The sequence below is a fragment of the Pandoraea sp. SD6-2 genome (assembly GCF_000389825.1).
GTDB lineage: Bacteria > Pseudomonadota > Gammaproteobacteria > Burkholderiales > Burkholderiaceae > Pandoraea > Pandoraea communis.
On sequence record NZ_KB944435.1, the window covers coordinates 19770 to 32788 of the forward strand.

General features: G+C 63.5%; 11 protein-coding genes. 5 read left to right on the plus strand and 6 right to left on the minus strand.

The genetic code is table 11. The annotated features are described in order from the left end of the window. Positions 1 to 22: 22 nt before the first annotated feature. The 3 genes from C266_RS09820 to C266_RS09830 all read right to left on the minus strand — a co-directional run bounded on the left by C266_RS09820 (position 23) and on the right by C266_RS09830 (position 2753). Positions 23 to 943 carry a 3-keto-5-aminohexanoate cleavage protein gene (locus C266_RS09820; protein WP_010807947.1) on the minus strand — a complete coding sequence of 307 codons (921 nt, stop codon included), beginning with the start codon at positions 941 to 943 and terminating at the stop codon, positions 23 to 25. A gap of 95 nt (positions 944 to 1038) precedes the next feature. After that, complete coding sequence (locus tag C266_RS09825) at positions 1039 to 1965, minus strand: 3-hydroxyacyl-CoA dehydrogenase NAD-binding domain-containing protein (RefSeq protein ID WP_010807948.1); 927 nt, start codon at positions 1963 to 1965, stop codon at positions 1039 to 1041. Positions 1966 to 1994: 29 nt separating this feature from the next. Further along, a complete protein-coding gene (locus C266_RS09830) occupies positions 1995 to 2753 on the minus strand; it encodes a crotonase/enoyl-CoA hydratase family protein (protein ID WP_036662470.1) in 759 nt (252 codons plus the stop codon). Positions 2754 to 2972: 219 nt separating this feature from the next. Here C266_RS09830 and C266_RS09835 point away from each other — a divergent pair, with 219 nt between their 5' ends. Continuing rightward, entirely contained in the window at positions 2973 to 3890 is a 918-nt protein-coding gene (locus C266_RS09835; RefSeq protein WP_010807950.1) for a helix-turn-helix transcriptional regulator, read from the plus strand. A gap of 215 nt (positions 3891 to 4105) precedes the next feature. Beyond that, positions 4106 to 4891, plus strand: a complete 786-nt coding sequence (locus C266_RS09840; RefSeq protein WP_010807951.1) for an FRG domain-containing protein — start codon at positions 4106 to 4108, stop codon at positions 4889 to 4891. Between the two features lie 31 nt (positions 4892 to 4922). On the opposite strand, the gene C266_RS09845 is transcribed toward C266_RS09840, so the two are convergent. Continuing rightward, positions 4923 to 6323 carry a sensor domain-containing diguanylate cyclase gene (locus C266_RS09845; RefSeq protein ID WP_081636236.1) on the minus strand — a complete coding sequence of 467 codons (1401 nt, stop codon included), beginning with the start codon at positions 6321 to 6323 and terminating at the stop codon, positions 4923 to 4925. 642 nt (positions 6324 to 6965) lie between these two features. Here C266_RS09845 and dapA point away from each other — a divergent pair. Next, entirely contained in the window at positions 6966 to 7919 is a 954-nt protein-coding gene (dapA, locus tag C266_RS09850; protein ID WP_010807953.1) for a 4-hydroxy-tetrahydrodipicolinate synthase, read from the plus strand. A 42-nt stretch (positions 7920 to 7961) separates the two neighbouring features. Here dapA and C266_RS09855 read toward each other — a convergent pair whose 3' ends face one another. Together C266_RS09855 and C266_RS09860 are read right to left on the minus strand one after the other, a co-directional pair. Continuing rightward, the gene (locus C266_RS09855) at positions 7962 to 9701 is read right to left on the minus strand and encodes a methyl-accepting chemotaxis protein (RefSeq protein ID WP_010807954.1); all 1740 of its coding nucleotides are present in this window, start codon (positions 9699 to 9701) and stop codon (positions 7962 to 7964) included. A gap of 243 nt (positions 9702 to 9944) precedes the next feature. After that, a complete protein-coding gene (locus tag C266_RS09860) occupies positions 9945 to 10502 on the minus strand; it encodes a nuclear transport factor 2 family protein (RefSeq protein ID WP_010807955.1) in 558 nt (185 codons plus the stop codon). Positions 10503 to 10705: 203 nt separating this feature from the next. On the opposite strand from C266_RS09860, the gene C266_RS09865 reads away from it, so the two are divergent. Together C266_RS09865 and C266_RS09870 are read left to right on the plus strand one after the other, a co-directional pair. After that, entirely contained in the window at positions 10706 to 11632 is a 927-nt protein-coding gene (locus C266_RS09865; RefSeq protein ID WP_036662431.1) for a LysR family transcriptional regulator, read from the plus strand. A 181-nt stretch (positions 11633 to 11813) separates the two neighbouring features. Continuing rightward, a complete protein-coding gene (locus tag C266_RS09870) occupies positions 11814 to 13019 on the plus strand; it encodes a YbfB/YjiJ family MFS transporter (protein ID WP_010807957.1) in 1206 nt (401 codons plus the stop codon).

The window sequence follows — 13019 nt, forward strand, 5'->3', positions numbered from 1 at the left end:
GCTTGCGACGCACTACCTCGGATCAACGCACGGCGAACTCCGGCAGCACTTCACGATTGCGAGGCAAACCCATGATTTCGCGAGCTTCGGCGGGCGTCGCCGGCTCATAGCCCATCTCGCGCACGAGGCGCACCACGCGCTCCGTCAGTTGCTGGTTCGTCGCCAGCACGCCTTGCTCGTAATACAGGTTGTCTTCGAGACCAACGCGCACGTGACCGCCCAGCAGCAGCGAGTTCATTGCCGACGGAAGCTGCGCCGGACCGATGCCGCTCACACAGAAGATGCTTCCCTTGGGCAGCAGATCGACCATCGATTGCAGAACGCGCGGTGTGTACGGCATGGCGTTCTGAAATCCGCGATGCACGCCGAGCACAAGGTTCACGAAGAACGGCTCGTCGTCGAAGCCGGCTGCGGTGAGCGTGGCGAGGTCCTGCACGATGTGTGTGGGACTGAAGACTTCCCACTCCGGCTTGATGCCTCGCTTCTTCATCTCGACGGCGAGATGCTTGGAGCGCTCCGGTGACGTGTGCATGAGGATTTCCTTGCCACCGAAGCTCGCGATGATCGTGGTGGCGTCCAGCGTGCACATCTCGGCGCCGGCATCCATCCCCTTCAGGCGCTCTTCCCAGAGGATTTCCCAATAGCCGTTGTCAGCCTGACCGATCATCTCGCCGTGTACGCCACCGCCCGTCGAGTTGTTGATAACGATGTCGCACTTGTCGCGAATGCGGCGGTTGATATCGCGATAGATCGCCGGATCGCACGTCGCGCCGTCGTCGCCAGGACGACGCGCATGGATGGCCACGACGCTCGCGCCCGCGTTGTAGCAGTCATAGACGTCGCGCGCGATCTCGTCGGGCTGGGTCGGCAGATGGGGGTTCTGCGACTTGAACGCCATGCCTCCCGTGGGCGCGATGGTCACGATGACTTTCGGTTTGCTCATGCCTGTCTCCTCCTTCGTTGAATTCGGGGCCCCACCGTCGATTCGACGGATTCGACGTGGCGGGGCATTGATGACAATGACGCCGGCTACGCCGGTTACCGCTTGCTCGCGAGAATGCCGAGGATGATGGCGTCTCGCTGCGCTTCGAGCCCCGCGTTGTCCCGTCCGGCAAGTTCGGCCTCGACGCCGGCCGTGATACGGGCTTTCAGGTCATCCGTCAGCACCGGCTCGCCGAGGTCTGCCCACCACGATTCGATGGGCGGGCCAAGATGCTCCAGCAGATGCGCAATGCCGCCGGCACCGCCCGACAGATGCAGATTGAGGAACGGCCCCAGCGCAGCCCAACGCAGACCCGGACCATACGCAATCGCGTCGTCGATATCGGTGACGGACGCCACACCGGTATCGACCAGATGGATCGCCTCGCGCCAAAGCGCGGCTTGCAACCGGTTCGCGATGTGGCCCTTGACCTCTTTCTTCACATGAATCGGACGCTTGCCGATGGCGCGGTAGAACTGCATCGCCGTGTCGATGGCTGCCTGCGACGACTGCTCGCCGCCAATGACCTCCACCAGCGGAATCAGATGCGGGGGATTGAACGGATGCCCGAGCACGACACGCTCGGGATGTGCGCAGACCGACTGCACGCGGCTCATCAGAAGGCCCGACGAACTCGAGGCAATCACCACGGACGATGGCAATGCCGCGTCCATCTTGCGGAAGAGATCCTGCTTCAGGTCTTCGCGCTCGGGACCGTTCTCCTGCACGAAATCGGCGCCGGCGAGCGCGCCGTCGAGCGTGTCGTGGAACGTCAATGCGTCGCGCGAGGCACCTGCCGACAGGCCAATGCGCGTCAGCGTGGGCCAGTCCGCGTCGACGGCTTCGCGCAAACGCTCGCGAGCGCCAGGCGCCGGATCCCACGCGCTCACGCGCAGACCGCGCGCCAGAAAATATGCCGCCCAACTCGCACCAATGACACCGGTGCCGATGACCGCCACCTGTTCAATGTTGTCGTATTTCACATTCGTCTCCGTGGGGGTGGGCCCGGCGGCTAACGTGCCGCGCGGCCCAGAAAGCGTTCCATGCGCTCGCGCGCCTCGGGTGAGGCCAACATCAATGCGCTCGTCACCGACTCGGTGAACAGGCCGTCGGCCATCGACATGTCGTGAATGCGCGACAGTGCGTGAATCGTCGCCCAATTCGACAAGGGACTATTCTGCGCCGTCTCGCGGGCTAGTTGTGTCGCCAGGGCGAGCCCCGCACCCGCGTCGGTCAAATAGTGGCCGAGGCCCAGGCGCTCACCGTCAACGGCGTCGTAGCGACGGCCGGTGAGCATCATCTCCGTCATGCGGTCCGGACCGAGAATGCGCGCCACGCGCACCGACGCGCCGCCGCCGACGAAGATGCCGCGCTTGCCTTCGGGCAACTGGAAGAATGCGCTGCGCTCGATGACACGCACATGCGCGGCCAGCGCCAGTTCGAGCCCGCCGCCGATCACTGCACCGTGCAACACGGCGACCACCGGACGGCCGCCGAACTGAATTTCGTGGAACACCTTGTGCCAGCGTTGCGAGACGCGCAGCACGTCGATGGGATCGCGGGTGCTGTTTTCGGACAAGTCCAGTCCGGCGCAGAAGTGCTCGCCGGCACCGTTCAGGACGACGGCGCGCACGCTGTCGTCGAAATCGCGAAACACCGCTTCGAGCGAATCGATGGCCGCGTCGCAAAGCGCGTTGCGCTTGTCTGCGCGCTCAAGGGTAACGAAGGCGATGGCGTCGTCGACGCGCACGCGCAAGTGGGGATAGGTCATTGTCTGCATTCGCTCCAAATCTTGGAAAGTATCTTATAAGATATTTTCCGTATTGCGCGATTTGTGCAATGCAGTTCAGGGTTAACAGGGATATTTAGCCAAACAAGGCAATTTAATGCATATTCAACAAAAATGACGGGTGAGATGGGGAATGCTCGGGTTGCACCACTGATATCTCATAGTATATTTATCGCAACATCTCTTCCCGCCTGTTGCCCCATGAGGAAACCGCTCGCCGACTCCGCGCCGCCTGATCTGGACGACGACACCGAAGCAGGCGTGTCGTCGCGGCTGGCCTCGTTGGCGCAACAGGTGCGCACACTACGAGCGCAACGCGGCATGACGCGCAAGCAGCTCGCTGCGCAGTCGGGTGTCTCGCTACCCTATCTCGCCCGCGTGGAGGCCGGCACCGGCAACGTCTCGCTGGCTGTCCTGCACAAACTCTCGGAAGCGTTGAACGTGGGCGTGGAAACGCTCGTGGCCGAGCGCACCGCGTATGACGGCGATTTGCTGATCCTCGTCGAATATCTGCGACAACAGCCGCCGGAAGTCCTCTCGCGGTTGCGCCGTCAGATCGTCGTGCCGGGGGTGACCGACGCACGCCGCACAGGACAGCGCATCGCCCTCATCGGTCTGCGCGGCGCGGGCAAGTCGACGCTCGGGCCACAGTTGGCGCAGGCCATCGGCGCGCCTTTCATCGAACTGGACAAGGAAGTCGAGCGTGAAGCCGGCATCGCCATCGGCGAAGTCATCACGCTGTATGGACAAGCGGCGATGCGCCGCATCGAGCGCCAATGCATCGAGCGGATCATTGCCGATCACGAGCATGTCGTGCTCGCGACAGGCGGCGGGATCGTCTCCGAAGCGCCGACCTACGAGCGCGTGCTCCGGGCATTTCGCACCGTCTGGCTGCGCGCCCGGCCCGAAGTCCACTTCCAGCGCGTGATGCAGCAAAACGACGCCCGCATCGCCACAGAAGCGCTACGCAACGAGGCGCTGGAACACATCCACCGCATGCTCGATGCCCGCGAGTCGCTTTACCGGCTGGCCGACATCACGCTCGATACCTCCGACCTCACGCCCCAAGCCGCACTCGCGGCACTCAAGAACGATCTGACCCCTGCACGAGCGGCTTGATTTCACGCCTATTGCGTGTCCCCTTACCCCTGTCGCACTCGCGAGCCGCATGAGGCGTTGAAACGGCGGGGTAAATGCGCCCGCACGACGCACGCGCTTGAGCTGTCACAGACGCCGTACTATAGTGGCCGACGCCATGCATCGCTTGCGGTGCCTTGGCGTGCTCACAAAATGTCATGGCGGCGTTGCACGCCAACTCGAGGATTTCGCCCACTATGGACACCACCGTCGTCGAAAGCTGGAAGGATTTCATGGAATTGTCCTCCCGCTTCGAAGGTTGGGCCTTTCGCGGGCAGCAGGATGCGCGCTGGCATCTGCAAAGCTCGCTCTCCCGGTATCTGCACGCCTATGTGTCGGACAAGGAGCAGTGGCGCAGTCGTGAGGCGCGCGCCATCCGCATCTTCCGGCGCAAGGCGCATAACCATGTGCCATGGCCCGAGCTGTTGCACGACGACCTGCGCTGCCTCGGGTTGATGCAGCACCATGGCGCGCCCACGCGTTTGCTGGACTTCACCAAATCGCCCTTTGTCGCGGCTTTCTTCGCGCTGGAGCGCGCGACGAGCGATTCGGCCATCTTCGCCCTCAACACCCCCGCCCTGTACGACGACCGCGCCCGCCCGCGTCATGCGCCATGGCTGACCCGCGATACGATCGATCCGCGCGTCAAGGGGAACATGGAAAAGTACTTTCTGGGCAACGACAACGACGTGGTCTGGTTCGGCGAGCCGGAAGAGATGGACGGCCGCCTGATCGCGCAATCGGGAACGTTGGTGGTGCCCGGCGTGATCGACCGGCCGCTGCATCGTATTCTCGACGGCTACGAGAGCGAAGAGCCGCTGCTGCGCAAAATCGTGATGCCCGCAGCGCTGCGTGCGGACGCAATGAAATGGCTTTACCGGATGAACGTGACGAACGCGTCGCTGTTTCCGGATCTCGACGGACTGGCGCGCTCGATTGCCGTCGAAATTGAGATGGTCTGGCCGACGCAGACACTCGGGTGAGCACGCGTCTGAGCGTGCTTCACGGTGTGCCTTACATCAGACGCGCCAGAAAGCTGGCCCCGCCCGACTTACGCTCGGACTTGTTCGCATACATGCGCTGATCGGCAACGCGAATCAGTTCGCTCATCGATTCGCCGTCGTCGGGGAAAACCGCGACACCGACACTCACGCGCACGGCCAGGCTCGCGTCGTTTACCGAGACGGCCTGCTCTATCTCCGAGCGCAGACGCGCCACCGCAAAGTCGATTCGCTCGACGATCTCGACGTCCTGAACAATGGCGACGAATTCGTCGCCGGAATGACGCGCCACAAAGCCGCCCTCCGTCACCCCCGCCTTCATGCGGCGCCCAATCTCCTTGAGCACCAGGTCGCCTGTTGCATGCCCGAGGCTGTCGTTCACCCCCTTGAATCCGTCGATGTCGGCGAAGAGCAGCGCCAGCTTCCCGTTGGTGCGTTGCGCGCGGCGCACGGCCTCACTGGCGAATTCACCGAATGTGCGGCGGTTCGGCAGGCCGGTCAGTTCGTCGAAACGTGCGGCTTTGTAGAGATCGTCGATGAGTTGCTTGCGCTCGATCGCCAACGCCGTCTGATCGCACACGAACGCGAGCAACCGTTGCGCCGCCTCCGCCTGCAACGCGCGAGGCGGACCGTAGATCATGAGCGTGCCCACCGCGCGCCGCGCCGTGTACATCGGCAACACCGCCAACGCATGTTTTCCGGGCGCCACGGCCTCGTCGGGCGAGAAAGGTTCGCCATACCACTGTGCAGGCGACGGGGTCTGCCCAACGCCGGGCGTGGCCTCGATCAATCGCCACTGCGCTTGCTGCGCATTCGTCGCCCGTGTAGAAAGCGCCGCAGTCTGCGACCAGTCAAGCACCGGTATGTCGGCATTCTCGCGGTACTGATACGCCTTCTCCCACGTCATCAGTTCGCCGTCGCACGTGGCAACGACGAGGGCGTGAATGGGAAACAGCGTGGAGAGCGTGTCGTGAACGGCCTTGCACAGCGAGCGGACATCCGCCGCGTCGTGGGCCGCTTCGGAAATCGAATAGGTCGCGCGTTGCAACGCTTCGGCGTGCTTCTTCGCCGACACGTCGCGCGCCACACCGATGCGCAGCCCATGCTCGCCGGACCAGCGGGCAGACCACATGATGTGGACGTAATGACCGTCCTTGTGAATATAGCGATTCTCGAAACCGATGCGCGGATGCCCCGACATCACAAGCTTCGACTCGTCAATCGTGCGCTCGCGGTCTTCCTTCGCCACGAAATCGATCATCGAGCGCCCCATCAATTCCTGCGGCGAGTAGCCGAGAATATGCTCACAGGCCGGGCTCACATACACCAGAGTGCCGGTCTGATTGACGAGAAACACTGCGTCCAGCAGCAACTCCATACAGCTTGCCAGGACGTCTTTTGTTACGAATTCCATTGATTTCGAACGTGCGTGAAGCGTCGGGCCAGCATAAGGGAATCTCAATATGTGAATATTTCATCACCGTGACTCGTACCGTCGGGCAAAGCACATCGAATTTCGTAGTAAATCACCCCGTCGCGCGAATACTTCACAACTTTGGCTGCCATCTTGTCCCAGTGCTTATCGGTTTTGCCCACCGCAGACTTCCCCGTTATTCTTTTTTGCGCTGCCCGGGGGATGACGCCGATTGTCACTTGACACATTCGAATTGGCAACCAAGGGAACACCCCCATGGCTCACGCGCTATCGGTCAACGTGCTTGACGTCACCCACGCATAGCGTTTAGAGTCGCCACATGACGAATTTCAGTGCCCGCCTCTCGCAAAGCTTGCGCGTTGTCCCGATGGGACAGCGGGGTGCGTTCGTCAAAAGCAAAAAACAGTCGCTCAACTGACCGGAGCGTGCTGTTCCGTCAGTTGAGCGACGGAACAGCCACGTGGACCCGGCAGTCCTGCCCCGTGCGTAGCGCCGCCTAGCATCACCCGGCCCGCCTGCCCCGAAGTTCCCACGCGCCTGACTCTGCGCATCGCCCTGCTGAACGGTTTCCGTACAGGTCACCACACGTTCGTTGCATTCGCACCGTCCAGGGAGACACTCATGCAAGTCGCGCAATCCCAAATCTCATCGATGGCCTCGTCCGGTTCGCCAGCATTTCGCGGCATCTGGCTACCGCTCGTCACACCGTTCCTGCGCAACGGCGCAGATACGCCCGTCGATCACGCCGCGTTACGCAGGCTCGTCGCGCATTACCGCCGCTCGGGCATTGCCGGCTTCGTGATTTGCGGCACGACAGGCGAGGCGGCGGCCCTCGATCACGCCGAACAGCTCGCCGTGTTCGACACCGTATTGACGCAGGCCGGTGATTTGCCCGTGATTGCAGGGCTCGCGGGTAATCATCTCGGCCACACGCTAGCGTGCATGGACGCCTTCAACACGCTGCCCCTCGCGGGCGTATTGACCCCCGCGCCGTATTACATCCGGCCATCCCAGGCAGGACTTATTGACTGGTTCCAGACGCTGGCCGACCGTTCGCGTGCGCCGCTCGTGCTGTACGACATTCCCTATCGCACCGGTGCAACGCTCACGCTCGAGACATTGCTCACGCTCGCGGGTCACGGCAACATTCGCGCGATCAAGGATTGCGGTGGCAACGCCTACACCACGCAGGCGCTCATCGCCGACGGCCGCTTGTCTGTCCTTGCGGGCGAGGATCATCAGTTGTTGTCCACGCTGGCGATGGGCGGACACGGTGCGATCATCGCGTCATCGCATTGCCGGCCAGCGCTTTTTTCGGCGTTGTATCGTGCGGTACAAGCGCAGCAGCTCGATGTAGCCCGCTCGCTCTTCCACGCGCTCATGCCGGTGGTGAAGTTGCTGTTCGCCGAAGCGAATCCGGGCCCGATCAAGGCGTGGCTCGCCCGCGAAGGTCTGCTGATGGACGTATTGCGAGCACCGATGACGAGCGCGCCGCCAGCGTTGGCGCAACAGTTGGTGGAGGCGATTGCCGCCATCGACACTGCGTTCGGCACCCAGGCGGCCAATGCCGCCTGAAGTGTGAGAGGCGGCGTTGGCCGCGAGACAAATCGCCAGACGTCAGGCCGCTGCGCGCTGCCCTCGCCGCTGTGCCGTCAGTGCATTGCCGGCATGCGACGGCGTACCGGCCGATGCCGCGAGCATCGGTGCTTGCTGCATCGCGTCGAGCGGCGGGCTGCCGTCGCCATCCACCCGGAACTTCGCGGTCTGCCCAACCAGATCGGCGGCCTGCTGACGCATGTGTTCCGCCGCAGCCGCCGCCTCTTCCACGAGCGCGGCGTTCTGCTGCGTCACCTGGTCCATCTGGGTGACAGCCTGATTGACCTGCTCGATGCCGCGCGCCTGTTCGTCGCTCGCCGCGGCGATCTCGGCGATCAACTCGTTCACGCGCCGCACCGACACCACGATCTGATCCATCGTGCGACCGGCGACCTCCACACGCGAGGTACCGTCCTCGACTTGCTGGATGGACGTCGCAATCAGTTCGCGAATGTCCTTGGCCGTGCCGGCGGAGCGTTGCGCGAGCGTGCGCACTTCACCGGCCACCACCGCGAACCCCCGGCCCTGCTCGCCCGCGCGCGCAGCTTCCACGGCCGCGTTGAGCGCCAGAATATTGGTCTGGAATGCAATACCCTCGATCGCCTTGATCATGTCGCTCATGCGGGCCGAGGCGCTGGCCATCGCTTGCATCGTCTCGACGACCGCACGCACGCTCTGCGCCCCGGCATCGGCGACGCCCGACGCTTCCTGCGACAAACGGCGCGCCTGCATCGCATGTTCCACGTTCTGACGCACGGTCGACGTGAGTTCTTCCATCGACGCGGCCGTCTCTTCCAGCGATGCGGCCTGCTCCTCCGTTCGCTGCGACAAATCGGTGTTGCCCTGCGCAATCTCGCGCGCGGCATGGTCAATGGCGCCCGACGCGCCCTGGATGTTGCGCACCAGATGCGCCAGTTGATCGACAGCCGTGTCGAGCGCGTTCGCCATCTGTCCGATCTCGTCGGCGTGCTCAGCGTTCACACGATGGGTCAGATCGCCATGGGCGAGCGCTGTCGCCCCTTGCGCCGCAGCACGCACCGGGCGCGTGACCGAGCGAACGATGGCCACACCCGACACCACGGAGATGATGACAGAGGCGACCAGTGCAACCAGCAGCCACAGCCGCGCAGAGGTGTAGGCGTCATTCGCATCGGCGGCCTCCTTGGCGCTCACGGCCTTGCCAACGCCCATGAGACCGTCTAGCGGCGAGAAGAAAGCCGACTGCGCCTTCTCCGCCGGCCCCAGCAGTTCGGTCTTCGCCTGTGCGTAGTTGCCACTGCGCACAAGACGCTTGATGTTGTCGACCTGTTTTCCGTATTCGGCGCTGGCTTCGGTCAGCGTGCGGTATAGCGCCTTGCCCTTCTCGGTGTAGAAGATCGTCGCCATGCCGGAGATGCTCTTGAGGTTGGCAGCGTTCAACTCGTCGATCCGGGCCAGACGTGCATCGAGCTGCGACGCGTCTTCCGACATCACGATATCGCGCAGAACCACCGCGATGCTCGCCGCCCGATCCTTCAGTCCGTGAAATTCGAGAATCTTGTTGTTCAGATCGGAAACGATGATTTGCGTGTTCGCGTCCATCGTCGCCATTTTCGTCACGGCAACCACGGCCACGATCGACAGCATGACCACATTGATGGTAAAGGCGGCGGCGAGCCGTTTGCTGATACTCAGGTTCTTGAACATGGCCTTGTGCGCATTGAGCGGGTCGTCTTGCAGATCGTAATTTTCGACCTGCTGCCGGCACGCGCAGCAGGCCACTGTCTCTCTCGGTACCTCTGACGAGACTTAACGAGTGCTTTTGACGAAACTTGAGCGTTCGCGCGACGAAATCGTCGATGCGCCCGCAAACGCCCGCCCAGCAAGGCCGTTCGCCGTCGAGCGCTTGCACCAAAACGACGCAAATTTCGTATATCAGGGCTCACAAACGGACACGAGGCGGCCGATCTGGAACACGGCAAGCCGTTGTTCTCCGTCGTGCCAGGCACGGCGACAGCAGCCCGATCAGAACATCGGGTTACCGCTGACGGTCTTGGCCGGCACCTGTTGCGACACATCCCAGTGCTCGACGATCTTGCCCTTGTCCAGACGGAAAATGTCGACGATGGCGATGGGCAGGTCCCCAGGACGGGGCACTTTGCGCACGTGCAGGATCACGTAATCGCCATCGGCGAAAGCCCGGACGACATCGCTACGCGAGTCCGGCTGATGCTTGCGCAGGAACTCAAGAAACTTGCCGAATCCCTCGACACCATCGGCCGCGTTCGGGTTGTGCTGAATGTACTGCGCGCCGAGATACTGTCGCGCCGCGTCGAAATCCTTCCGATTGAGGCCGGCGTCGTAGAACGCCAGCACGACCTGCTTGTTGGCCGCCATCTGCGACGCCGGCACGGCGGGCGCCGTGCCGGCCGAAGCACTCAATCCTTCTACGCCGGCGGCCGACAATGCGGCGCCGGGCACAGGCGGCATCCCATCGGCCGCGTGAGCAGAGAGGGGCATGATGGCCGAAACGGCGGTGACAGTGGCGGCGATGGCAAGCCACGAAGCGATGGGTGTTTTCATGGTGTTTGGGCGTGATGGCGTTAGCGTTGCGTTGGCGAACGATCAGCTTAGCAGTTCGTACGATCCACCGCCGTCAGTCGATCCTGCACATCCGCTCCGGCAGGAAATCCGCCCGCCAGTGTCGCCGCAATGCCGGATTTGAGGGTAATCTTGCCCATCGGCCTTACCGGGGTTCGCCCGCGGCCCCTCATCCAGCCTCGCTCATGGACAGAATCGACGCAATGAAGGTCTTCGTCGCCACCGTCGACGAAGGCAGCCTTGCCGGTGCCGCCCGGCGTCTCGGCCGTTCGGCCGCTGCCGTCAGCCGTGCCATCGCCTATCTCGAAGCCCACACCGGCACCGCCCTGCTCCACCGCACGACTCGTGCACTCAAGCTGAGTGCCGCTGGCGAGCGGTATGCCAGCGCGTGCCGCCGTATCCTGCTCGATCTGGACGAGGCCGACGTGATTGCGGCCGGCGAACGTTCGGCCCCGCGCGGCCTGCTCACCGTGTCGGTACCGCTCGCTGCAGGCGAGACGTTCATGCGCGAGATCGCCGACGCGTTCATCGAGCGTTACCCCGACGTCATCATCCGTCTGCAATTGAGCGACCTGCCCGTGAACCTGATCGACGAAGGTGTCGATGTCGCAGTACGGGTCGCGCACTTGCCCGACTCGTCGCTGATCGCCACGCCGGTGGGCGAAGTCCGGCGCGTCATCGCCGCTTCGCCGGACTATCTGGCCACCCACGCCCCTATCGAGACGCCCGCCGATCTCTCAAGACACCAGATCGTTACCATGACGTACTTCGGTATCGATTCGTGGCGCTTTCCGGCCACAGGACGTGGCTCGGTGCCGCAGGTCGTGCAATTCACGCCGCGCCTGATCGCCAACTCGATACGAACCGTGATTGCGTCGGCCGTCGCCGGACACGGTGTGGCACGCATGCTGACGTATCACATCGTCGAAGAACTGGAGCACGGCACGCTGCGCATCGTGCTGCAGAACTTCGAACATCCGCCCATGCCGGTGCACGTCATCACGCCGCAGGGACGGCTGGCCGTGCCCAAGGTACGAGCGTTTGTCGATTTCGCGGTGCCCCGCCTGCGCAAGCACTTTTCGCACGTGTACAAGCTGGCGAACGGGGGCTGAGCGACGCTTCGCGACGCGGGATTCCTGCATTGCGCAGCCGCCATTGTTACGCCGCACGGAAGAATGACTTCCAAAGCGTGTTCGTTCTCTGACGCACCGCACCCACCTACACTGACTCCATCGCTTTTTTGCACGCCGCACCGGACTGCGCCGGACGCGGCGCGGCATCCCCGGAGTCGTCATGTCCCATGCAGTCCTCGGCGGCAGCACGTCTGCCCCCTTCAACGCCTGGCGCGCCACCCTCTGCGCCGCATGCGCCAGCCTCATCGGCATCGGCTTTGCCCGCTTCGCGTACACGGCCCTGCTGCCGGCGATCATCGGCAACCACTGGTTCGCCCCGGCCACGGCCGCCTACCTCGGTGCCGCCAATCTCGGCGGCTATCTGGCCGGTGCGCTGGGCGCTCGCGTTCTCGTCCGTCATGCATCCAACGTCGCGATCCTGCGCACGATGATGCTGCTGACGGTCGTCGCCTTCTTCGCGTGCGCCTTCCCCATCTCATTCCTCTGGTTCTTCCTCTGGCGTTTCGCGTCGGGTTTCTCGGGCGGGGTGCTGATGGTCACCGCTGCGCCGTCGGTACTGGCACACGTTGCCCCGTCGCGGCGCGGTATCGTCAGTGGCGCGATCTTCGCGGGCCTCGGGCTGGGCATCGCCGCAACAGGCACGCTCGTGCCGCTGTTGCTGCGACAAGGCCTTGCCCAAACATGGATCGGCCTAGGCGTGCTTTCGCTCGCACTCACCGCTGTGGCATGGCGCGGGTGGCCTGACGGCGCCCCCGCCGCCGCGGCCGGTGCCACTGCGCAAGCGCGGCGCCGCCCGGCCAGCCCACTCGCATTGCGTTCGCTCTATATCGAATACGCACTGAATGCCGTTGCGCTGGTGCCGCACATGATTTTCCTCGTCGACTACGTTGCACGAGGTCTGGGCAAGGGGCTCGATGCCGGAGCCAACTATTGGGTGCTGTATGGATTGGGCGCGATCATCGGGCCGATCTTCGTCGGGCATCTTGCCGACCGCATTGGTTTTGCACGGGCGTTGCGCGTCGCTTATATCGCGCAGATCTGTGCCGTACTGCTGCCGGTACTCGGCCTCGGCATGCCTGCGCTGATCGTCTCCAGCATGGTGATGGGGGCGTTCACGCCGGGAATCGTGCCTCTGGTGCTCGGACGCGTGAATGAGCTGCTCGCTCATCATCCGGCTTCGCAGAAGGCAGCGTGGAGCACCGCGACGACCAGCTTCGCGACGCTTCAGGCGGGTGCTGCCTACGGATTGTCATTCCTGTTCGCTGCGACGTCGGGCAACTATTCGCTGCTGTTCATCGTTGGCGGCGTCGCCATGGTCATCGGGTTGGGGGTCAACCTGGTGGCCGCCCGGCGCGAGCGGGCATAA